Source organism: Ramlibacter albus, assembly GCF_014297445.1.
Classification (GTDB): domain Bacteria; phylum Pseudomonadota; class Gammaproteobacteria; order Burkholderiales; family Burkholderiaceae_C; genus Ramlibacter; species Ramlibacter albus.
Map to the genome: position 1 here is coordinate 186,759 of NZ_JACORU010000004.1, position 20,004 is coordinate 206,762.

General features: G+C 67.1%; 19 protein-coding genes. 6 read left to right on the forward strand and 13 right to left on the reverse strand.

Annotated features, from left to right (window positions below; translation table 11 throughout):
* Window positions 1-41: 41 nt before the first annotated feature.
* The 10 genes from H8R02_RS12630 to H8R02_RS12675 form a co-directional block, all read right to left on the reverse strand.
* Window positions 42-1,889 (reverse strand): asparagine synthetase B family protein, encoded by a 1,848-nt coding sequence (locus H8R02_RS12630; RefSeq protein ID WP_187081783.1) that lies wholly within the window; start codon window positions 1,887-1,889, stop codon window positions 42-44.
* Window positions 1,886-2,344 carry a lasso peptide biosynthesis B2 protein gene (locus H8R02_RS12635; protein WP_187081784.1) on the reverse strand — a complete coding sequence of 153 codons (459 nt, stop codon included), beginning with the start codon at window positions 2,342-2,344 and terminating at the stop codon, window positions 1,886-1,888. The genes H8R02_RS12630 and H8R02_RS12635 overlap by 4 nt, the downstream gene beginning before the upstream one ends.
* The gene (locus tag H8R02_RS12640; RefSeq protein WP_187081785.1) at window positions 2,341-4,050 is read right to left on the reverse strand and encodes an ABC transporter ATP-binding protein; all 1,710 of its coding nucleotides are present in this window, start codon (window positions 4,048-4,050) and stop codon (window positions 2,341-2,343) included. The genes H8R02_RS12635 and H8R02_RS12640 overlap by 4 nt, the downstream gene beginning before the upstream one ends.
* On the reverse strand, window positions 4,047-5,192 hold the full coding sequence (locus H8R02_RS12645; protein WP_187081786.1) for a nucleotidyltransferase domain-containing protein: 1,146 nt from the start codon (window positions 5,190-5,192) through the stop codon (window positions 4,047-4,049). The genes H8R02_RS12640 and H8R02_RS12645 overlap by 4 nt, the downstream gene beginning before the upstream one ends.
* Before the next feature lie 98 nt (window positions 5,193-5,290).
* The gene (locus H8R02_RS12650) at window positions 5,291-5,776 is read right to left on the reverse strand and encodes a cyclic nucleotide-binding domain-containing protein (protein WP_187081787.1); all 486 of its coding nucleotides are present in this window, start codon (window positions 5,774-5,776) and stop codon (window positions 5,291-5,293) included.
* A gap of 93 nt (window positions 5,777-5,869) precedes the next feature.
* Window positions 5,870-7,075 carry a helix-turn-helix transcriptional regulator gene (locus tag H8R02_RS12655; protein ID WP_187081788.1) on the reverse strand — a complete coding sequence of 402 codons (1,206 nt, stop codon included), beginning with the start codon at window positions 7,073-7,075 and terminating at the stop codon, window positions 5,870-5,872.
* Window positions 7,076-7,257: 182 nt separating this feature from the next.
* Complete coding sequence (locus H8R02_RS12660; RefSeq protein ID WP_187081789.1) at window positions 7,258-8,598, reverse strand: alpha/beta fold hydrolase; 1,341 nt, start codon at window positions 8,596-8,598, stop codon at window positions 7,258-7,260.
* A gap of 56 nt (window positions 8,599-8,654) precedes the next feature.
* Window positions 8,655-9,770 (reverse strand): acyl-CoA dehydrogenase family protein, encoded by a 1,116-nt coding sequence (locus H8R02_RS12665; RefSeq protein ID WP_187081790.1) that lies wholly within the window; start codon window positions 9,768-9,770, stop codon window positions 8,655-8,657.
* Window positions 9,771-9,781: 11 nt separating this feature from the next.
* Complete coding sequence (locus tag H8R02_RS12670) at window positions 9,782-10,960, reverse strand: acyl-CoA dehydrogenase family protein (protein ID WP_187081791.1); 1,179 nt, start codon at window positions 10,958-10,960, stop codon at window positions 9,782-9,784.
* 43 nt (window positions 10,961-11,003) lie between these two features.
* Window positions 11,004-11,654, reverse strand: a complete 651-nt coding sequence (locus H8R02_RS12675) for a YceH family protein (protein WP_187081792.1) — start codon at window positions 11,652-11,654, stop codon at window positions 11,004-11,006.
* A gap of 24 nt (window positions 11,655-11,678) precedes the next feature.
* Here H8R02_RS12675 and purN point away from each other — a divergent pair, with 24 nt between their 5' ends.
* From purN to H8R02_RS12695, 4 genes are all read left to right on the forward strand, one after another.
* The gene (gene purN / locus H8R02_RS12680) at window positions 11,679-12,260 is read left to right on the forward strand and encodes a phosphoribosylglycinamide formyltransferase (protein WP_187081793.1); all 582 of its coding nucleotides are present in this window, start codon (window positions 11,679-11,681) and stop codon (window positions 12,258-12,260) included.
* 8 nt (window positions 12,261-12,268) lie between these two features.
* Entirely contained in the window at window positions 12,269-13,531 is a 1,263-nt protein-coding gene (locus tag H8R02_RS12685; RefSeq protein ID WP_187081794.1) for an RsmB/NOP family class I SAM-dependent RNA methyltransferase, read from the forward strand.
* 130 nt (window positions 13,532-13,661) lie between these two features.
* Window positions 13,662-14,852, forward strand: coding sequence for a DesA family fatty acid desaturase (locus tag H8R02_RS12690; RefSeq protein ID WP_187081795.1), 1,191 nt, complete (start codon window positions 13,662-13,664; stop codon window positions 14,850-14,852).
* A 96-nt stretch (window positions 14,853-14,948) separates the two neighbouring features.
* Window positions 14,949-15,332: a hypothetical protein gene (locus H8R02_RS12695; RefSeq protein ID WP_187081796.1), complete on the forward strand. Its 384-nt coding sequence runs from the start codon at window positions 14,949-14,951 to the stop codon at window positions 15,330-15,332.
* Between the two features lie 46 nt (window positions 15,333-15,378).
* Here the strand turns inward: H8R02_RS12695 and rpmG are convergent, their stop codons facing one another.
* The 3 genes from rpmG to trxB all read right to left on the reverse strand — a co-directional run bounded on the left by rpmG (window position 15,379) and on the right by trxB (window position 16,870).
* Window positions 15,379-15,549, reverse strand: a complete 171-nt coding sequence (gene rpmG / locus H8R02_RS12700; protein ID WP_187081797.1) for a 50S ribosomal protein L33 — start codon at window positions 15,547-15,549, stop codon at window positions 15,379-15,381.
* 20 nt (window positions 15,550-15,569) lie between these two features.
* A complete protein-coding gene (gene rpmB, locus H8R02_RS12705) occupies window positions 15,570-15,803 on the reverse strand; it encodes a 50S ribosomal protein L28 (protein ID WP_187081798.1) in 234 nt (77 codons plus the stop codon).
* Window positions 15,804-15,916: 113 nt separating this feature from the next.
* The gene (gene trxB, locus H8R02_RS12710) at window positions 15,917-16,870 is read right to left on the reverse strand and encodes a thioredoxin-disulfide reductase (protein ID WP_187081799.1); all 954 of its coding nucleotides are present in this window, start codon (window positions 16,868-16,870) and stop codon (window positions 15,917-15,919) included.
* Between the two features lie 111 nt (window positions 16,871-16,981).
* On the opposite strand from trxB, the gene H8R02_RS12715 reads away from it, so the two are divergent.
* On the forward strand, window positions 16,982-17,656 hold the full coding sequence (locus H8R02_RS12715) for a Crp/Fnr family transcriptional regulator (RefSeq protein WP_187081800.1): 675 nt from the start codon (window positions 16,982-16,984) through the stop codon (window positions 17,654-17,656).
* On the forward strand, window positions 17,657-19,987 hold the full coding sequence (locus H8R02_RS12720) for a DNA translocase FtsK (protein ID WP_187081801.1): 2,331 nt from the start codon (window positions 17,657-17,659) through the stop codon (window positions 19,985-19,987).
* The last annotated feature ends 17 nt before the right edge of the window (window positions 19,988-20,004 follow it).

A 20,004-nucleotide genomic window follows, 5' to 3' on the forward strand; every position in this document is an offset into this window, starting at 1 on the left:
CCTCCTGCGATGGTTTAAGGTAACGGATGGTCTCCGGAGCGTCAAGCACGGGCCGCTGCCGCGGCAAGGATGCTGATGACACTGAAATCGACACAGATACTCGGGGATTGCTTCATCAGGTCGAGCGCGCGAGCGACGCCTCGCGCGTCGATCCACTGTGCGTGCCCGCCATCGGCGCGTCGCTCGAGCTTCGCGGCCAGGGCCGGACGAAGGGTGTGAAGGACGCACGGAAAGGTGGCTTTGTCGGCACGCTCCAGGATGGCGTCCGGCAGCAGCCCCCGCATCGCGAGGCGGTGCACCGACTTCGGCAGGCCGTCCTTGACGCGCAGCCATTCCGGCATCGAAAAGGCCGTCTCGACGACCCTGCGGCTCCAGAAGGGCGAGCGGCGCTCCACGCCTGTCTGAGCCATCTGCAACTCCGTGATCTCGCGCCACCACAACCCGGCCGCGCAATCCAGCTTCTCGAGCAGGCGCGTGCGCACGACGTCGGCCCCTTCGCCGCTGCGGTCGGCACGCCGGGCCTTCGCTGCCAACTCGCGCAGGCGCGGTGCGACCCACTCGGCCTGCGGCAGGCCGCGGGTGAGCAGTTGTTTCAGCGGCCGCTTCAGGCGTTCGGGCCCCAAAGGCAGGAATCCGTGCCGCCCCAGCCGCGCCAGCGTGCACGCCCAGCCGTCACGGCGACTCTCGCTCGCCAGCAAAGCCGCGAGCTCGCGCCAGCGCCGCTCGCGCAGCGCTGTTGCCCTGTAGTCGGACACACCGGAAAGCCACTCGTCACCGCCGATGCCGGAGACCACGACGCGGCGCCCTCCGGCGCTGGATGCCGCATGCAGGGGAATCAGCATGGCACCGTTCGGCATGGGCGGGAAGCTCCTGAAGGCCCTGGCGAAATCAAGGTACCAGTCGAGCGTGTATTCGCCCGGCCGGAATTGCTCGATGGGCGCCTGCAAGTGATCGCACAGCGCCTGCTGGTAAACGGATTCATCCGACTCGGCAGCGTCGAATTGCAGGGCCACGCCGTGGACGCCCGGTGCCTGAAGCTGCCCGGTACGGGAGAAGTGCACCAGGATCGAGAACAGGGCCGAAGAGTCGAGGCCGCCGCTCGCCTCGCACGCGATCGCGCTGTCGCTGCGGGACATCGCGTGAACGGCCTTGAACAGGACGTCGCGGTAGTGAGCGACATAGTCGGCGTCGTCCTTGTAGGCCAAGACGGGCGCGGACTCCGGCTCCCAGTACCGTCGCGGCGCCCACGAAGCGCCGTCGGTGGACACGGCGTGCGCCGGCGGAAGGCGCGACACGCCCGACCACAGCGTGCGCACTGCGGAACGCGGATCGAACACCGCCATCTCGGCAAGTGCCTCTTCGTCGAGTTCCGAAGGCACCCCATGCAGCCGCAGCAAAGCGTGCACGTCGGACGCAAAGGCAAGCGTGCTACCGTTGCGCCAGTACACGAGTGGACGGTTGCCACAGCGGTCCCGCACGAGGAATGCCGTGCGGGCGCGGCCGTCCCAGAGGCAGAAGGAGAAGTCACCGGTCAGGTGATCGAGGCACTTTTCGCCCCAGGCTTCGTAGCTGGCGAGGACGAGCTCGGCGTCGCCTCCGGTGCGTGGCGTCACGTCGCGCGACCGCAGGCCCGCCCGAAGCTCTTCACGCTCGTCGAGACGACCGTCGAAGACGAGCACGCGCTGCCCATCCGCACTCGCCAGCGGCTGGCGTTCCCCGCGCGCCTCTCGCGTCGTATGGAAGGCACAGTGGGCAAGCCCCACCGGGCCGGCGACGAACTGGCTGGTGCCGTCGGGGCCCCTGTACGCCATGGCAGCGGTCATTGCCTGCAGCTGCGCCCCGTCCACGGGGCGGCCGTCGACGTGGATGATGCCCGCGATGCCGCTCATGGCTGCACCCCCGCAGCATCCCGCGGGGCGAACGCGGAGAACTCATGGCGGACGCCGGGGGCGTCGTTGACGGGCTCGCCATCGAGCTCGATCCACGCATGCGCCCGGATGCCGCCGCGATCCGCCCGCACGCCGATGCGAAGCTGCGATTGCACCCCACTGCGCCGCAGGAGCCAGTGCAGCAGGATCGAACGGGAGAGGCACCGGACCCGTACCAGCCCGTGCAGGCCGGCTATGTTGACCGCACGGCCGATCTCCCGCACCACATCGCGGCTGGGAACCGCGCGCGCAACGCCGCCCCGCTCGATATGGGCCATGAGCCTGGCGTAACCGACCACCTTCACCAGCAGGGCTACGACAGGCAGCAGCAACGATGCGGCGGCGACCATGCACTGGCACCGCAGCCCGAGCGCCCGGAACTTCGCAAGCCTCGCGATGACGGTTTGCGCGTTCATGCAGCAGCCGGCTCGCGGACCCGCTGCGCGCACGGCACCTCGGTGAGGGTTCCGGATTCGAGTCGGAAAACCCGGTCGGCCAATTGCAGCGTCGCAGGCCTGTGGGTGATGATCACGACGGTACGGCGGCGCCACGCGCGGCATGCGCGCACGAACGCTTCCTCCGCGGCCGGGTCGAACATGGAGGTGGCCTCGTCGAGGATGAGGATGGCCGGATCCTTCAGGAGCGCACGTGCCAATGCGATGCGCTGGCACTGCCCGCCGGAAAGCCGGATCCCGTCATCGCCGACGCGGGTGTCATAGCCTTGCGGCAGTTCCTGGATAAAGGCATGGGCCTGTGCCCTGGCCGCTGCGCGTTCGACATCGGCGTCGCTGGCGTCGGGGCTGCCCCAGCAGATGTTCTCCCGCACCGTCGCGTTCGCCAGTTGCGTGCGCTGCGCGACGATGCCGACCTGCCGGCGGATGCTCGACAGCTCCATTGCGTGGATATTGTTGCCATCGAACAGGATGGTCCCCGCGCTCGGCTCCACCAGCCTCATCAGCAGGTGGGCGAGCGTGCTCTTCCCGGCGCCGTTTTCGCCGATGATCGCCACGGTCTCGCCGGCGTTCACGCGCAGGTCCACGTCCACGAGCACAGGCTGCCTGCCACCGTAAGCGAACGAGAGCCCGTGGATGTCGATGGCGCCCCTCGCGCGCGGCATCTCGGCGCCCGCACCATATGGCTCGAGCGGCTGCTGCAGCAACGCATCGATCCGCCCGACCGTCGTGCCGATGTGACGTATCCGGTTGGCGATGTCCGTCAGGCTCGCGGCCGGCCGAGCGATCATCGCGGCGTACATCGCGAACGCCACGAGTTCCGCAGCCGGCGTGCGCACGCCATGCGCGGCCACCGCCCACACGACAAGGACCAGGCCGACCGCCGCCAGCAGTTCGACGGCAACGGGCAACGTAGCATGCACCGACCGCTCGATCCGTGTCAGCCTGCTGATCTCCTCCAGCTTGGTTGCGTACCGGTTCGACTCGAGCTCTTCACGGCTGAAGCTCTTGACGACCGTAAGGAGCGACAGGCCGCTGTCCACCATGGAAACCGCGTCTTCCTCGGCCTGGCGCAGCCGGTCCGAGACGGGCCGCAGCTTGCGCCGCGTCAAGCGGAGGGCCAGCACGACCAGAGGAAAGCCTGCGGCGATGAGGAGCGTCGCCACCGGCTGGATGCGGGTCATCACCACGAGGCCGCCTGCCAACGTGAGGACGACCGGGACCACTTGCGGCAGCGTGTGGGACAGGAACGTCGAGAGCCGCGACACCTCGTCCATGAGCACGGAGAGGATCTCGCCTCGCCGGCGCTCGTGCACGTAGCTGACGGGGACACGCTGGAGGTGGCGGTAAAGCCGCAGCCGCACCTGCGCAACGATGGACTCGCTAACCTGCGCGAGCAGGAGCGAGGCCGCGAGCTTGCATGCAATGTGCATCGCGACGAATCCGAGGATCACCCAGAGCAATGCGCGGTCGATGCCGCCGGCTCCATCCAGGAGGCCGCCGGTGAGGTGGCCGAACAGCCACGGCAGCGAGAGCGCGAAGCCCGCCTGGGCCACCAGGAGCGCGGAGCTTCCGGCGATCTTCGTGCGCGACCGCCATGCAAGCGAGACCGTGGGCCCGAACCGGGGCAGCCGTGCCCAGGTGCCGATGCGCAGGGCCAGGCTTGTCACGTGGAAAGCCCCATCGTGCGACGCATCAGCGCCATGGCCATGCGGGCTGCGATTGCGCAGACTCGCCGCAGGCGGACGATGCGGTACATGAACGGTGGGAGGCGGCCCGAGCGGTATTCACGTTCGGCCGGCCGCGTGGCCATCGCGGCGACAAGAGCCAGCCTCGAGCGCCAGGGCTTCGGAAGGGACAGCATGAACCCGACGTCCCGGACCGGCGAGTCCTCCGTGAGCCTGGCCGGCGGATGCTCGAGCCTCGCGAGCCTGCGCTTCACGATCGCCTGTATGGCAACCGGAACCGGCTCAGCGGCTCCATAGATCGCGCCGACGACAGCCATGGCTGTCGATACTTCGGCCGTCGCGTCGTGTTCCTGCGCGAGTTGCCAGACCTTCTCCCACGCAAGCGGCCGATCGCTGAGCACCTTGATGTCCACGAGCCACTTGAGCCGGTCCCATCCGTGCTTGGAGCCATGCGCGCAGAGCAGGACGAATTCCAGCTCCGGCGACAGCCGCATGACGCGGCGGCCCATGAAGCGGTGCGGCCGGGCGTCGGCCCACAGTTCCTCGACGTCGATTGCGATCTCGGTGGTGTCCACATCCCAATGAAGGTCGACGCAGATCCCGGTGCCGGCGGACCTGTAAAGGCACTCGTGCTGTGTTTCGAGCAGCGCGTCGCGCAGGTGCGCTTCCAGCGGCAGCATTTCCGTGAAGCCAAGGGAGTGGAGCAGCGACCGCGTACGCTCGACGCTCTCGCGCCGCACGAGGATGTCGAGGTCGTTCGACTGGCGCGCGAGTGCGCTGCCATAGACATCGGCGGAAAGCGCCGGACCCTTCACGAGGACGGCGTCGATCGAGGCCGCTTCGAACGCGACGAGCACGCGGCACAGCTGCCGCACGTGCATCATCGCGACTGCGGCGAGGAACCGGCTCTCGGATGCGAGCTCCGCCTGGAGGGCCGGGGGCATCCCGGATCCGCAAGCCACGGCAAGCGGGAGCACGACCTGGTGCTGGATCGCGAGCCGGCCGATGCGCCGCCAACACAGCTCGCCCCGAGCCGGGCCGTCAGCGACGGCTTGCACACCAGTGGGCAGGCACGCCGCAGCAAGCCAGCGAAATTCGCGAGAGAGCGAGTACTGCGATTGCATGAAAGTGTTTTTCGGACTTGGCGTAATGAGGGCCGTCATGTCCCGAACACATGCTTTCGGAACGGAAGATTTACGGCATCATGCATTTGCATGACGTGTTACGTAATCGCCAGCCTGCCCGCCACACTCAGCATCCGTATCGAGATCACCGCCCCCAGCGCCAGCGAAATCTCGCACGCCGCCGTCGGCGCCTCGCGCAGCATCTCGTCGAACGAATCGCGGCTTAACTCCCACAGGAAAGTAGGCTCCACCGCTTCCGCGGAAGCATTTCGCACGATGGTTGCGAAAAAGGTTCCCTCGCCGACGACCGCACCCGGCCCCAGCACCGCAAGCTGCAGCCGCTTGTTGTTGTCGGAGCGATAGATGCGCAGCATGCCCGACTCGACGAAGTACAGGCTGCGGTCGGAGGCGCCCTGGTTGATCAGCGCTTCCTGCGGTTGTACCGAGCGCGGCTCGAGATGGTGCGCAAGCGCGTCCCAGCACGACCTGTTCAACAGCGGCCCCACCGAGTCCTTGGAGCGGTTGCGCGTCACCGCGCTGATCAGGCCGTCCAGACGCACAGGCGCCGCATTCGCATACGACATCTTCTTATTTCCCCTCCGGCGTTCTGCCGCCGCAGGGGATCGTCTGCAAATAAAGCGTTTAACGCATCATGCGTTTGAATGACAGGGTTGCAATTACCGGTGGCGCGAGGACGGTTGCGAAACCGAGAACCCGTCCGCGTCGCCGAACGTGCTGGCGCCGAAACTGCTCGCACCGAACGATGCGATCAACTCCTTCTGCGTGTGGTGGCCCGTCTTCTCCAGGATGGCCATGATCTGGCTGCGCACAGTGTTCACCGATGCGTTGCGCGCACGCGCGATCAGCTTCGCGGTGTGTCCGCGCAGCAGGCCGGCGAGGACTTCGTTCTCCGCGCGGGTCAGCGTGCTCGTGGCCGCCGCGAGCAAGCCGTTGGCCGCGGTATTCATCGACGATCCGCGCTCCTCCATCACCATCAGGATCAGCGGCGTGCCGGCCAGGCTCGGCTGGATGGTGCTGACGGGTGTGAGGTGCACTTTCCATTGCCGCCCCGCCTCGGACGTGGCGAGCAGCGCGGTCGGCACGGAGGTGTGGTGGACTTCGGCCAAAGCGGCCTGCCAGGAGTCCTGCAGGTAGGTGTCCGCGAAGCGCGCGCGGCCGGCCGAGACCTTCATGTCCAGCGCGTGCATCGCTTCCTCCAGGGCGCCGTTGCGCTCGAGGCAGCGGCCCGCGTTGTCGGTGAGCATGCAGGGCAGCGGCAGCATGTTCAGCAGGCGCGCCGGCGACGCGGCCCACGCATAGGTACCGAGCTTCGTGCGGACGCGCGATGCGCGCGCGACGTGCGGCAGCACGTGGGCGAGGGTGTCACCCGCGGACGCGCCGAAAGGCAGGCGCTCGCGTGAGCGCAGCTGCACCAGGACGGCGGTGGTCGAGGCGTCGCAGGAGACAACGCCCGCGACGGCGCCGCCGAAGCCGTCGCCGCCTAGGAACGCTTTGGCGAACGCCTGGCCGCCCAGGAAGCCGGCATCCAGACCGCCCTCGGTGCCGAAGATGCGCCCCGCGGGGCTCGGCTGCAGGGACGAGAGCGACAGGTCGACGTCGTCCCATCGATGCAGCCACTTCTCGTCGGCCACGGCCTCGCCGGGGCGCGAATCGTACGCCGCGATGTCGGCGACCCAGCCGGTGTCGGTGGCGATCAGCAGCAGCTGCGTGCAGTCCGCGCCCGACATGTCGCCGAGCAGGCGCAGCGACTCCCGCAGCCGTTCCGGTTCCTCGATCGAGCCGTACAGCGAAGCCACGAGCACCAGGATCCAGTCCGGATCCGGCTCACGGCAATGCAGCGGCGCGCCTGCGGCGATGCCCATCTCTGACCCTTCTCCTGTTCGCTCTTGTGTGAAAGAGCAACAAATTGTTTTCGGACATCCTACGAATGCCCTATGCGGAACGCAACAACTCCCCGATAGGTGGCGTCTCCCCCGCGCAACTTGCAACAGGTTACAAATAAGAGGTCAGGTGGTGGTCAGTCAGGACCACCTCTTTCGTGTCGTCAGTAAGTCAATTCCAGTACAGCGATGTGGTTGTCGGCCAAAGGCCAGGTCCGCCCGACCACGCGTTCGCCGTTGAACTCCGCCGTGATCGGGCGGGGCAAGCCGGTGGGCTTCAGCCGCGACGAAGACACGCCCGCGCCAAGCACGGCGCCCGGTGGCGGCGACTGGCCGTCGAAAGCCATCCGGTCGCGCGCCGGGTCCAGGTAGCCGCGCGGGCGCGTCATGATCGCCAGCGAAGGTGCGTGCCTGTCCGCCTCCGGCACGCGCTCGGGGCGCATGTTGATGATGCCGCTCGAGCGGGGAAACGGGCTTCGGTAGAAGTGCGTCGTCGCGTAGCCCGGCGCACCGACGACGAATTCGTAGCGGGACTCCTTCTGCGCGTCGAACGGCCCCCACGCGCCGTCCTGCGCGATGGCTTTCGTGTAGACGGCACCGCCCCGTCGCTCCGCCGTGACCGGGTCGATCGCGTACACCTGCAGTTGTGCGCCGGCAAGCCCGATGTTCGTGCCCGCGCCGCTCACCTTGCCGGAAAGCACCACCTTGTCCTCAGTGGCCACGTCCGTGCGCGCGGGCGCCTTTCCGGTGATGAAGCGGTAGGTGGCTTCGAACGCGGCGGCCGAGTACGACGTCTCGCGGTGGTCGATCTTCGGGATGACGACATTCGTCGCGCCTTTCAGTTCGGGGCCGGCAGGCGTCACGCCGGTGGCCACGCCGCGCTTGCCGATCCACAAGCCGTCCGGCTGCGCGAACTTGTCGTTGTTGTCGGAGCGGATCGTCATCCACTTCACCGGGCCCGCGACTTCATCGCCGTTGGCGTTCTTCGGCCTGTTCAGCGCGGTGAGGTTCGGCCCGTGGCCTGCGAATTCGCTGTTGTTGGAAAGCCCTTCGATCGGCACCGCCCACACGCCGTGGTTCGGCGTGCCGCCGAGGACCGCGTGGCTCACGAAAGGCTCGCCGCCGTGGTGGTAGACGTAATTGCGGATCGCGTTGCCGCCGCGCGAATTGCCCACCAGCACTACCTGCTTCGCGCCCGTGGCCTTGAGCACCTTGTCGACTTCGGACTTGAGGAAGACCGCGTGTTCCGCGGCGGAGCTGCGCCCCGCCTGCTCCTTCGTGTCGTCCTCGCGCGCGCTCGGCAGCGGCATGTCGATCGCGTGCAGCCGCTCGCGCGGCCAGCCGTTCGACTCGAAGCGCCAGATCGTCGTCTGCCACAGCCCGGCCGTATCGCCGTTGCCGTGCACGAACACGATGGGCGGGGCCTCGGTGAGCGACGGGCCTTGTGCACATGAAACCAGCAGGGCCGCGGCCGCTGCAAGCAGGAACCTTCTCGTGAGTGTCATCGTCTCCTCCAATGAAAAACGCCCGCGGCTGCGGGCGTTCGGTTTGCGTCGCGACGTCAGGCGAACACGCCGGCGGTGTCCTGCATTCTTTCCGACACCTCGCCGAGGTGGTGCAGGGTATCCCCGAAGGCCATCTCCAGCTGCGTGAGCGCCTTGAAGTAGTGGCTGCCCGCGTACTCGTCGGTCACGCCGATGCCGCCGTGCAGCTGCACCGAGTTCTGGCCGATGAAGCGCATCGACACGCCCAGCTGGTACTTGGCGCGCGACAGCGCGCGGCGCCGCTCGGACGGCGTGGCATTGAGCTTGAGCGACGCGTAGTAGCTCATCGAGCGAGCCAGCTCCAGCTGCATCTTCATGTCGGCCATGCGGTGGCGCAGCGCCTGGAAGGTGGACAGCGCCACGCCGAACTGCTTGCGCGTGTTCATGTAGTCGGCCGTCAGGCCCATCGTCTTGTCCAGCGCGCCCACGCCTTCGGCGCACGTAGCGGCGATGCCGACGTCCACCGCGTGTTCCAGCGCCGTGATGCCGTCCAGCGTGAGGAGCTGCGCGGGCGCCTTGTTCAGCGTGACTTCCGCGGCGCGCGAGCCGTCCTGCGTGCCGTAACCGCGCGTGGCGACGCCTTGCGCCTGCCGCTCGACGACGAACAGCGCGAGCTTGCCGTTCGCGACCGCCGGCACAATGAAAGCGTCGGCGTGGTCGCCGGCGGGCACGATGCTCTTGCTGCCGGTGACGGTCCACGCGTCGCCCGCTTGCGACGCCTGCGTCTCGCACTTGTGCAGGTTGTAGCGCGCTGCGCGTTCCTGGTGCGCGAGCACCACGAGCGCTTCGCCGGACGCGATCTTCGGCAGCCACTGGGCCTTCACGTCTTCGGGCGCATACGCGCCGATCGTGCCGCTGGCAACGAGCGTGTGCTTCAGCGGCTCCATGACGATGCCGCGGCCGAGTTCTTCCATCACCACCATGGCTTCGACCGGGCCCATGCCCATGCCGCCATGCTCCTCGGCCACATAGAGGCCCGCAAGACCCAGCTCCGCGAGTTCGCCGTACACGGCGCGGTCGAAGCCGCCGGCCTTGACGATCGCGTTGCGGCGCTCGAACGTGTAGCTGCGGTCCACCCACTTGCGCACCGCGTCGCGCAGCGCTTCCTGGTCGTCGGTGAAGTTGAAATCCATCTCTTGTCTCCTTAGCCGAGCACCGTCTGGGCGACGATGTTGCGCTGCACTTCGTTGGACCCGCCGTAGATCGTGGTCTTGCGGTAGTTGAAGTAGGTGGCGGCGAGCGGCGCGCAATGCGCGGCGCCGACGTAGTCGCCTTGCCAGCCGGCTTCCATCGCTTCCTTGATGTAAGGCAGCGAGTAGGGGCCGGCGGCCAACATCATCAGCTCCGTGTAGCGCTGCTGGATCTCGCTGCCCTTGATCTTCAGCAGGCCCGCGATGTCCAGCGGGTTCTTGCCGGACTTCTCGGCGGACAGCACGCGCAGCACCAGCATCTCCAGCGCCACGATGTCCACCTCCAGCTTCGCGATCTCGTCGCGGAACCGCGTGTCCTCGTACACGCCCTCGGCCTTGGCGATGCGCTTGAGGCGTTCCAGCTCGCGCTTGGCGCGGTTGACGTCGGCGATGTTCGTGCGCTCGTGCGAGAGCAGGTGCTTGGCGTAGGTCCAGCCCTTGTTCTCCTCGCCGATCAGGTTCGCGGCCGGCACTTCGACGTTGTCGAAGAAGACCTCGTTCACCTCGTGGCCGCCGTCGAGCATGATGATCGGGCGCACGGTGACGCCGGGCGACTTCATGTCGATCAGCAGGAAGGAGATGCCGGTCTGCGGCTTGCCTTCGTTGCTGGTGCGCACCAGGCAGAAGATCCACTCGCCGTGCTGCGCGAGCGTGGTCCAGGTCTTCTGGCCGTTGACGATGTACTTGTCGCCCTTGCGCTCGGCGCGGGTCTTGAGCGACGCGAGGTCGGAGCCGGAACCCGGTTCGCTGTAGCCCTGGCTCCACCACACTTCGCCGCTGGCGATGCCGGGCAGGAAGCGCTTCTGCTGCTCGGGCGAGCCGAAAGCCATGATCACCGGCGCCACCATCACGGGGCCGAAGGGGATGACGCGCGGCGCACCGGCCAGCGCGCATTCCTCTTCGAAGAGGTGCTTCTGCACGGCTGTCCAGCCGGGGCCGCCGAATTCCTTCGGCCAGCCGGAGGCCAGCCAGCCCTTGCGGCCGAGGATCTTGGCCCACCGCTGGTGGTCCTCACGGGTCAGGTGCAGGGCGTTGTGCACCTTGTGGGCGATGTCCTGCGGCAGGTTCTCGCGCACCCAGGCGCGCATGTCCTCGCGGAATTTCTGTTCTTCGGGCGTGAAAGCCAAATCCATGTCACTGTCTCCTTGGAGAGAAGGTCATTTAAGCACGGTCGTTCTATTTTGGGTGTCCGGGTTGCGACATGCCGAGCTGGTCGCACAGGGCGGCGAGGGTGGTGCGAAGTTGGGCCACCTCGGCTTCCAGCGCGGCCACGCGGGTTTCCAGGCCGCCGGGCCTAGCCGGTGCCGGCGCTTCCGACGCGACGTCGACCGGACCGCACAGCAGGTGGGCCCAGCGCTGCTCGCGGGCGCCCGGCGCGCGAGGGAGTTTCACCACGAGCGGGCCACCCTTTTCCTCGGAGCGCTCCTGCAGCTCGTCCAGGAACGCTTCGACCGAGGAGATATCGGCAAACCGGTACCAGCGCTCACTATTGATGCGCAGCTCGCCTGCGGTCTGGGGCCCGCGCAGCATCAGCAGGCCGAGCAGCACCGCCGATTGCTCCGGCACGCCCACGCCGCGCTGGAAGTTGTGTTCCCAGCGCGCGACCCGGCTGCCGCTCGACTCGAAGACGAGGCTCAGCTGCCTGAGCGAGTCCAGCGCCTCCTGCGCCTGCGCCTCGGTGACGTTCATGACCGGCTCGCGGCTGGACTTCTGGTTGCAGCCGGAGACGACCGCGTTGAGCGACAGCGGGTAGCTGTCGGGCACCGTGCGTGCCTTTTCCATCAGCGTGCCGAGCACGCGGGCTTCGATGTCGGTGAGGGGGCGCATTCTCTGGAAGGGATAATCCGCGGCGTGAAGAACATCGTCATTCTGATCTCCGGCGGCGGCTCCAACATGGCCGCCATCGTGAGGGCGGCGCAACAGGGGGGCTGGCGCGAGCGGCTGGACGCGCGCATCGCCGCCGTGGTCAGCAACCGCGCGGACGCGAAAGGGCTTGTATTCGCGCGGGAGCAGGGCATCCCGACGGCCGTGGTGGACCACAAGCAGTTCGCAACGCGCGAGGCGTTCGACGAGCAGCTGGCGTGCACGATCGACTCGTTCCAGCCGTCGCTGGTGGTGCTGGCCGGGTTCATGCGGATCCTCACGCCCGGATTCGTGGAGCGCTACCAGGGGCGGATGGTGAACATCCACCCGTCGCTGCTGCCCGCCTTTCCCGGCCTGCACACGCACCAGCGCGCGCTCGACGCCGGCTGCCGCTTCGCCGGCGCCACGGTGCACCAGGTGACTGCAGAGCTCGACTTCGGGCCGATCCTCGCGCAAGCTGCCGTGCCCGTGCTGCCGGGCGACACTGCCGACGCGCTGGCCGCGCGCGTGCTGACGCAGGAGCACCTCATCTACCCGCGCGCCATCGCCGATTTGCTGCCGGCGCTCTAGAAGGAACCATGCATCCCAAAGCGCTGCTCGATGCCTGCGCCGAGCTCGTCAAGCTCGTGCTGAAGTTCGACCACCCGGCCGACGCGGTGGTGTCCCGCTATTTCCGTGAGCACCGGTCGCTCGGCCCGCGCGAGCGCGCGACGCTGGCGGAGACCGCCTATGCGGTGTTGCGGCGCAAGCTGCTGTACGAACACCTTGCGCCCTCGGGCACCGGGCCCAAGGAGCGTCGGCTGGCGATCCTCGGCTTCGCCGGCCCGCGCGACTTCCTCAAGAGCGCCTTGAACGAGCAGGAGAAGGCCTGGCTCGACCAGTGCGATGCCATCGACCGCAAGGACCTGATGGAGCGGCACCGGCACAACCTGCCCGAGTGGCTCGTGGCGCCGCTGAAGGAGCAGCTCGGCGACGAGTTCTGGGCCTTCGTCGAAGCGCTCGATGTGCCGGCGCCGCTGGACCTGCGGGTGAACACGCTCACCGACAAGCGGGACGACGTGCGGGACGAGCTGCGCCTCGCCGGCATCCAGGCCCTGCCGACGAAGTATTCGCCGTGGGGCCTGCGCATCGACGGCAAGCCCGCCTTGACAAAGCTCGACGCTTTCGCACGCGGCGCCATCGAAGTGCAGGACGAGGGCTCGCAACTGCTCGCGTTGCTCCTCGACCCCAAGCGCGGCGAGATGGTGGTGGACTTCTGCGCCGGAGCCGGTGGCAAGACGCTGGCGCTGGGCGCCCAGATGCGCAACACCGGGCGGCTGTATGCCTTCGACGTGTCCGCCCACCGCTTGGACGCATTGAAGCCGCGCCTGGCGCGCAGCAAGCTCAGCAACGTCCACCCGGCAGCCATCGCCCATGAGCGCGACGACCGCATCAAGCGGCTCGCAGGCAAGATCGACCGGGTGATCGTCGATGCACCGTGTTCGGGCCTCGGCACGCTGCGCCGCAACCCGGACCTCAAGTGGCGCCAATCGCCCAAGGGCGTGGAAGAGCTTGTCCAGAAGCAGCAGGCGATCCTCGCAAGCGCATCGCGCCTCCTCAAGCCCGGCGGCAGGCTCGTCTACGCGACGTGCAGCGTGCTGCCGCAGGAAAACGAAGGCATAGCGGACGCGTTCGGCGAAGCGCATCGCGACTTCACGCCCCTGCCGGTCGCGGACCTCCTGGCCCAGCTGAAAGTGGCGGACGCGCCGCACCTTTGCACGGCCGATGCAAAGTACCTGCGACTGTGGCCGCACCGTCACTCGACAGACGGTTTCTTCGCCGCTAGCTGGCAGAAGACTTAGTACCGTTGATCCAAAGCAGGCTCAGCTGTGGTTATCCACAGTAACGAAATGAACCCCTGGCCCTAAAATTGATCCATAACAAAGCCGGCAGATGATTGCCGGTTTTTTTCGAGAAGGACCTCCCCTGAACATGAACGCCGCGATCGACTGGCTGGCCAATGGCCTCCTTGGCCTTACCTGGTGGCAGCTCGTGATCTACACCTTGGTGACCACTCACATCACCATTGCCAGTGTCACGATCTTCCTGCACCGCAGCCAGGCGCACCGCGCGATGGACCTGCATCGCATCCCCTCCCACTTCTTCCGTTTCTGGCTGTGGCTGGGCACGGGCATGGTGACCAAGGAGTGGGTCGCCATCCACCGCAAGCACCACGCCAAGTGCGAGACCGTGGACGACCCGCACAGCCCGCAGACGCGCGGCATCGACACCGTGCTGTGGCGTGGCTCGGAGCTCTACCGTGAAGAGGCGAAGAACCCGGAGACCGTCGCCAAGTTCGGCCACGGCACGCCGGACGACTGGATCGAGCGCAACCTGTACACGAAGCACTCCGTGCTGGGCGTGTCGCTCATGCTCATCCTGGACGTCCTGCTGTTCGGCGCCGCCGGCCTGGCCGTGTGGGCGGTGCAGATGGCGTGGATCCCGGTCACCGCGGCCGGCGTCATCAACGGCATCGGCCACTACTGGGGCTACCGCAATTTCGAGGCACCGGATTCGAGCACCAACATTTCGCCGTGGGGCGTGCTCATCGGTGGCGAAGAGCTGCACAACAACCACCACACCTACCCGACGTCCGCCAAGTTCTCGGTCAAGAAGTACGAATTCGACATCGGCTGGGTCTACATCAGCCTGATGCAGAAGGTCGGCTGGGCCACGGTGAAGAAGGTGCCGCCGAAGCTGGTGCTGGGCGCGATCAAGCCGGTGGCCGACGAGAAGACGCTCGAGGCGCTCATCGCCAACCGCTACGAGGTGATGGCCCGCTACGGCCGCGAGCTCAAGCTGGCCTGCAAGGCCGAGATCGAGTCGCTCAAGGCCAAGGGGCAGGACCGCTCGCTGCTGAAGTCGGCACGCCGCTGGATGCACCGCGACGAAGAGCGTGTGCCGGCCCACGTGCGCACGCAGGTGGCCGCCGTCCGTGCCGCCCACCCCGCGCTCGACAAGATGATGACCATGCGCGAAGAGCTGCGCCAGATGTGGCTCAACACCAACCAGTCGCGCGAGCAGCTTGCCGCCGACCTGCAGGCCTGGTGCCGCCGCGCCGAGGAAAGCGGGATCGAGGCCCTGCGCCAGTTCTCGTACAAGCTGCGCGCCGCGCACGCCTGACAGTACCTGCCGTAACGGTCCGACAGGCAAACTTGACGGGGGCTTCGTGCCCCCGTTGCTTTTGGGGCGCTCAATGGTGGGCAAGGAGTTTCCACCATGAACAAGCTCATCTATTCCGTGGCCGCCGTGGCGGCCTTGTTCGCCGGCGGGGCGTGGGCGCAGGCGGACTGCCAGGCCGGCAGCGCCTGGGGCACGAACCCCGGTTGCGGCCCGACAAACGCGGTGCCACCGATCGTGGGTAACAGCGGCTGGACGCCGCCGTATTACTACCCCGAGCAGGCCGTGATCCCGGGCATCGCGTACCCGCAGCTTTCGCAGGTGCTGCCGCAACAGGTGTACCCGTACGCCAACGCGACGCACATCTGGGTCGACCCTTCGACCGGCCAGCAGTACAGCATCAGGCCGCGCCGCAACGACCGCGACGGCGACGGCGTGCGCGACAACCGCGACCGCTATCCCGACGACCCGCGGTTCCGGTAAATAAAAAGCCCCGCGGTGCGGGGCTTTTTCGTGGGGAGCGAAGCGCTTACTTGAGCTTCGTTTCCTTGTACTCGACGTGCTTGCGAGCCTTCGGGTCGAACTTCATGATCGACATCTTCTCGGGCATCGTCTTCTTGTTCTTGCTCGTGGTGTAGAAGTGGCCGGTGCCCGCGGTGGACTCCAGCTTGATCTTTTCGCGACCGCCTTTTGCTGCCATGTCAGTGCTCCTTCGGGGGGTTAGGCTTGCCCGCGGGCACGCATGTCCGCCAGCACGGCGTCGATGCCGTTCTTGTCGATCAGGCGCAGGCCGGCGTTGGAAATGCGCAGGCGCACGAAGCGGTTCTCGCTTTCCACCCAGAAACGCTTGTAGAACAGGTTCACTTCGAACCGGCGCTTGGTCTTGTTGTTGGCGTGGGAAACGTTGTTCCCCACCATCGGGCCCTTGCCCGTCACTTCGCAGACGCGTGCCATTGCAGCACTCCTTCGAAAACCGCCCGTCGCTCACGCGAGGGGCTCACCTCGTCCTGTCGGGGACGGTAACCGGCTGGGCGCAGGGACCCAGCAAAGCCCGCCATTATAGCCAATCAGCTTTCGGCCTGCTCCAGAAAGCGCTGCGCGTCCAGCGCGGCCATGCAGCCCGTGCCCGCGCTTGTAATGGCCTGGCGGTACACGTGGTCCTGCACATCCCCGGCCGCAAAGACGCCCGGCACGCTCGTCATCGTGGCAAAGCCGCCCAGGCCCGCCTTGGTGATGATGTAGCCGTCCTTCATCTCCAGCTGGCCCTGGAAGATCTCGGTGTTGGGCGAGTGGCCGATGGCGATGAAGCAGCCCTGCAGCTTCACGTCCTCGGCCTCCCCGGTCTTGGTGTCCTTCAGGCGCACGCCGGTCACGCCGGTGCCGTCGCCCAGCACTTCATCCAGCGTCTTGAACAGCTTCAGCTCGATCTTGCCCTCCGCGACCTTCTGCATGACCTTGTCCACGAGGATCGGCTCGGCGCGGAACTTGTCGCGGCGGTGCACCAGGTACACCTTGCTGGCGATGTTCGACAGGTACAGCGCCTCTTCGACCGCCGTGTTGCCGCCGCCGATCACGCAGGTGACCTGGCCGCGGTAGAAGAAGCCGTCGCAGGTGGCGCACGCGCTCACGCCCTTGCCCATGAACGCGGTCTCGGACGGAAGCCCCAGGTACTTGGCCGAGGCACCGGTCGCGATCACGAGCGAATCGCAGGTGTACTCGCCGCTGTCGCCGGTGAGCTTGAACGGCCGCTTGCTGAAGTCGACCTTGTTGATGTGGTCGAACACCATCTCGGTCTTGAAGCGCTCGGCGTGCTCCAGGAAGCGCTGCATCAGCTCGGGGCCCTGCACGCCCATCACGTCGGCGGGCCAGTTGTCGACGTCGGTGGTCGTCATGAGCTGCCCGCCCTGCGCGATGCCGGTGACCAGCACCGGGTTGAGGTTGGCGCGGGCGGCGTAGATGGCTGCGGTGTAGCCGGCAGGGCCGGAGCCGAGGATCAGGACTTTGGCGTGGCGGGTGGTCATGGTTCGGGTGAGACCTGTGTGGTAAATGCCACAGGTCGGTGTACATTTCGGGCCGGTTCGGCGATTGTAAGAACCTACCGCACACCCGCCTCGCGAGAAGGGATTGAACTCATGTCGATGCTCTCCAACCTGGAACTGATCCGCAGGGTGCCGCTGTTCGCCCTGCTGACAGCCAACCAGGCCGAGAACGTCGCCGACGCGGTGGTCAAGCGGCGCTTCAAGCGCGGCGAGGTCATCGTGGAGCAGGGCGAGAAGTCCAACACCCTTTTCATCATCCTCACCGGCCGCATCCGCGTCGTCACCTCCGACAAGCGCGGCCGCGAGGTCATCCTTGCAACGCTCAACCCCGGCGACTACATCGGGGAGATGAGCCTCATCGACAACGAGCCGCATTCCGCCACGTGCCGCGCGGAGGTGCAGACCGACATGCTCACGCTCGGCCGCGCCGAATTCGCGCGCTGCCTGCCCGAGAACAGCTCGATGGCATACGCCATCATGCGCGGGCTGGTGCAGCGGCTGCGCCAGGCGGACCGCAAGATCGAATCGCTGGCCCTGATGGACGTCTACGGCCGCGTCGCGCGCTCGCTGCTCGAATTCGCGCAGCCGGACCGGGACGGCAACATGCTCATTCGCGAGCGCATCTCGCGGCAGGACATCGCCAAGATGGTCGGTGCCTCGCGCGAGATGGTCAGCCGCGTCATGAAGGACCTCGAGGACCGGGGCTTCATCGAGACGCGCGAGGACGGGTCGATGATCGTCAAGGACCGTTTGACGACCCTCGGATAAGTGACCTACTCCCTCAACACCCTCACCGACACCGCCGCCGTCCCTTCCTTGCCCCGCACGGGCGCGGCGCGCTTCGCGCAGGAGTTCGCCCTCGTGCTGGGCGGCATGGCGCTGGTGTACTGGCTGCTCGCGCTGGCGAGCTATTCGACGATGGACCCGGCGTTCTCCACGTCCGGGGCGGGCGCGCCGGTGCGCAACTGGGGTGGGCGGCTCGGGGCGTGGCTCGCCGACGCGAGCTACTTCCTGCTCGGGTTCTCGGCGTGGTGGTGCTTTGCCGCGGGCGTGCGCTCGTGGATGGCGCTGCTGGCGAGGTGGATGCGTGGTGGTTCGCCGGCGGAGACCGGATTTGCGCGGTGGCTGCATGGGCGGTGGGCGTTCTGGCTCGGGCTGGCGTTGCTGCTGGCTGCGAGCACCGCACTCGAATGGTCGCGGCTCTACCGGTTCGAAGAGCGCCTGCCGGACCATGCGGGCGGCGCACTCGGTTCGCTGGTCGGCCCCGCGGCCGTGAAGTGGCTCGGGTTCACCGGCTCGGGTCTCGTGTCCGTCGCGCTCGTCGTGGTGGCCTCGGCGATCGTGTTCCGCTTCTCGTGGAGCCACGTCGCCGAGCGCATCGGCGGCCTCATCGACGGCTTCGTCGAGCAGCGCCGCGAGAAGCGCGAAATCGCCGAGGACGTCGAGCTGGGCCGGCAGGCCGCGCGCGAGCGCGAGGAGATCGTGCACGAGGAGCGCGTGGAGATCGAGGAACACCATCCCACGCCGGTGCTGATCGAGCCGACGCTGATCGAAGTGCCCAGGAGCGAGCGCGTGGCGAAGGAGCGCCAGAAGCCGCTGTTCGTCGAGCTGCCGGATTCGAAGCTGCCGCAGGTGGACCTGCTGGACACGGCGAGCGCGAAGCAGGAAACGGTCTCTTCCGAAACGCTGGAGATGACCTCGCGCCTGATCGAGAAAAAGCTCAAGGACTTCGGCGTCGAGGTGCGCGTGGTGCTGGCACAGCCGGGCCCGGTGATCACGCGCTACGAGATCGAGCCGGCCACGGGCGTGAAGGGCTCGCAGATCGTCAACCTCGCCAAGGACCTCGCGCGTTCGCTGTCGCTCGTGTCGATCCGCGTGATCGAGACGATCCCGGGCAAGAACTACATGGCGCTGGAGCTGCCCAACGCCAAGCGGCAGTCGATCAAGCTGTCGGAAATCCTCGGCTCGCAGGCGTACAACGAAGCCAAGTCGATGCTCACCATCGGCCTCGGCAAGGACATTGTCGGCAACCCCGTGGTCGCCGACCTCGCGAAGATGCCGCACGTGCTGGTGGCGGGCACCACGGGCTCCGGCAAGTCGGTGGGCATCAACGCGATGATCCTGTCGCTGCTGTACAAGGCCGAGGCGCGCGACGTGCGCCTGCTGATGATCGACCCCAAGATGCTGGAGATGTCGGTCTACGAGGGCATCCCGCACCTGCTGGCGCCCGTGGTCACCGACATGCGCCAGGCCGCCAATGGCCTGAACTGGTGCGTGATGGAGATGGAGCGCCGCTACAAGCTGATGAGCAAGCTGGGCGTGCGCAACCTGCATGGCTACAACGGCAAGATCGAGGACGCCAAGGCGAAGGGCGAGTTCATCTACAACCCGTTCTCGCTGACGCCCGACAGCCCCGAGCCGCTGGAGAAGCTGCCGTACATCGTGGTGGTGATCGACGAACTTGCCGACCTGATGATGGTGGTGGGCAAGAAGATCGAGGAGCTGATCGCGCGCCTCGCGCAGAAAGCGCGCGCCGCCGGCATCCACCTCGTGCTCGCGACGCAACGGCCCAGCGTGGACGTGATCACGGGCCTGATCAAGGCGAACATCCCGACGCGCATCGCGTTCCAGGTGTCGTCGAAGATCGACAGCCGCACCATCCTCGACCAGATGGGCGCGGAGGCGCTGCTCGGCATGGGCGACATGCTGTACATGGCCAGCGGCACCGGCCTGCCCGTGCGCGTGCACGGCGCTTTCGTGAGCGACGACGAAGTGCACCGCGTCGTGGCGTACCTCAAGCAGCAGGGCGGCGAGCCGAACTACATCGAGGGCGTGCTCGAAGGCGGCACCGTCGATGGTGAGGACGGGCCGGGGCTCGGCGGCGGTGAGGGCGGCGGCGAGGGCGACCCGATGTACGACCGCGCGGTCGAAGTCGTGCTCAAGAACAACAAGGCCAGCATCTCGCTGGTGCAGCGCCACCTTTCGATCGGCTACAACAAGGCGGCCAACCTGCTCGAAGCGATGGAAAAGGCCGGGCTGGTGAGCGCGATGAATGCGCGCGGCCAGCGGGAAATCCTGGTCAAGCACGCTGCCGAATAACGCTCGGTAACGAACTT

Excerpts from the sequence above, each read along its gene's own strand:
- rpmB (WP_187081798.1), bottom strand. The coding sequence starts at position 15,803 with ATGGCACGCGTCTGCGAAGTGACGGGCAAGGGCCCGATGGTGGGGAAC.
- H8R02_RS12695 (WP_187081796.1), top strand. The coding sequence starts at position 14,949 with ATGAACAAGCTCATCTATTCCGTGGCCGCCGTGGCGGCCTTGTTCGCC.
- H8R02_RS12675 (WP_187081792.1), bottom strand. The coding sequence starts at position 11,654 with ATGCGCCCCCTCACCGACATCGAAGCCCGCGTGCTCGGCACGCTGATG.
- H8R02_RS12655 (WP_187081788.1), bottom strand. The coding sequence starts at position 7,075 with ATGGGCATCGCCGCAGGCGCGCCGCTGCATTGCCGTGAGCCGGATCCG.
- H8R02_RS12650 (WP_187081787.1), bottom strand. The coding sequence starts at position 5,776 with ATGTCGTATGCGAATGCGGCGCCTGTGCGTCTGGACGGCCTGATCAGC.
- H8R02_RS12635 (WP_187081784.1), bottom strand. The coding sequence starts at position 2,344 with ATGAACGCGCAAACCGTCATCGCGAGGCTTGCGAAGTTCCGGGCGCTC.
- H8R02_RS12670 (WP_187081791.1), bottom strand. The coding sequence starts at position 10,960 with ATGGATTTGGCTTTCACGCCCGAAGAACAGAAATTCCGCGAGGACATG.
- H8R02_RS12685 (WP_187081794.1), top strand. The coding sequence starts at position 12,269 with ATGCATCCCAAAGCGCTGCTCGATGCCTGCGCCGAGCTCGTCAAGCTC.
- H8R02_RS12660 (WP_187081789.1), bottom strand. The coding sequence starts at position 8,598 with ATGACACTCACGAGAAGGTTCCTGCTTGCAGCGGCCGCGGCCCTGCTG.
- H8R02_RS12630 (WP_187081783.1), bottom strand. The coding sequence starts at position 1,889 with ATGAGCGGCATCGCGGGCATCATCCACGTCGACGGCCGCCCCGTGGAC.
- H8R02_RS12665 (WP_187081790.1), bottom strand. The coding sequence starts at position 9,770 with ATGGATTTCAACTTCACCGACGACCAGGAAGCGCTGCGCGACGCGGTG.
- rpmG (WP_187081797.1), bottom strand. The coding sequence starts at position 15,549 with ATGGCAGCAAAAGGCGGTCGCGAAAAGATCAAGCTGGAGTCCACCGCG.
- H8R02_RS12690 (WP_187081795.1), top strand. The coding sequence starts at position 13,662 with ATGAACGCCGCGATCGACTGGCTGGCCAATGGCCTCCTTGGCCTTACC.
- H8R02_RS12645 (WP_187081786.1), bottom strand. The coding sequence starts at position 5,192 with ATGCAATCGCAGTACTCGCTCTCTCGCGAATTTCGCTGGCTTGCTGCG.
- H8R02_RS12715 (WP_187081800.1), top strand. The coding sequence starts at position 16,982 with ATGTCGATGCTCTCCAACCTGGAACTGATCCGCAGGGTGCCGCTGTTC.
- trxB (WP_187081799.1), bottom strand. The coding sequence starts at position 16,870 with ATGACCACCCGCCACGCCAAAGTCCTGATCCTCGGCTCCGGCCCTGCC.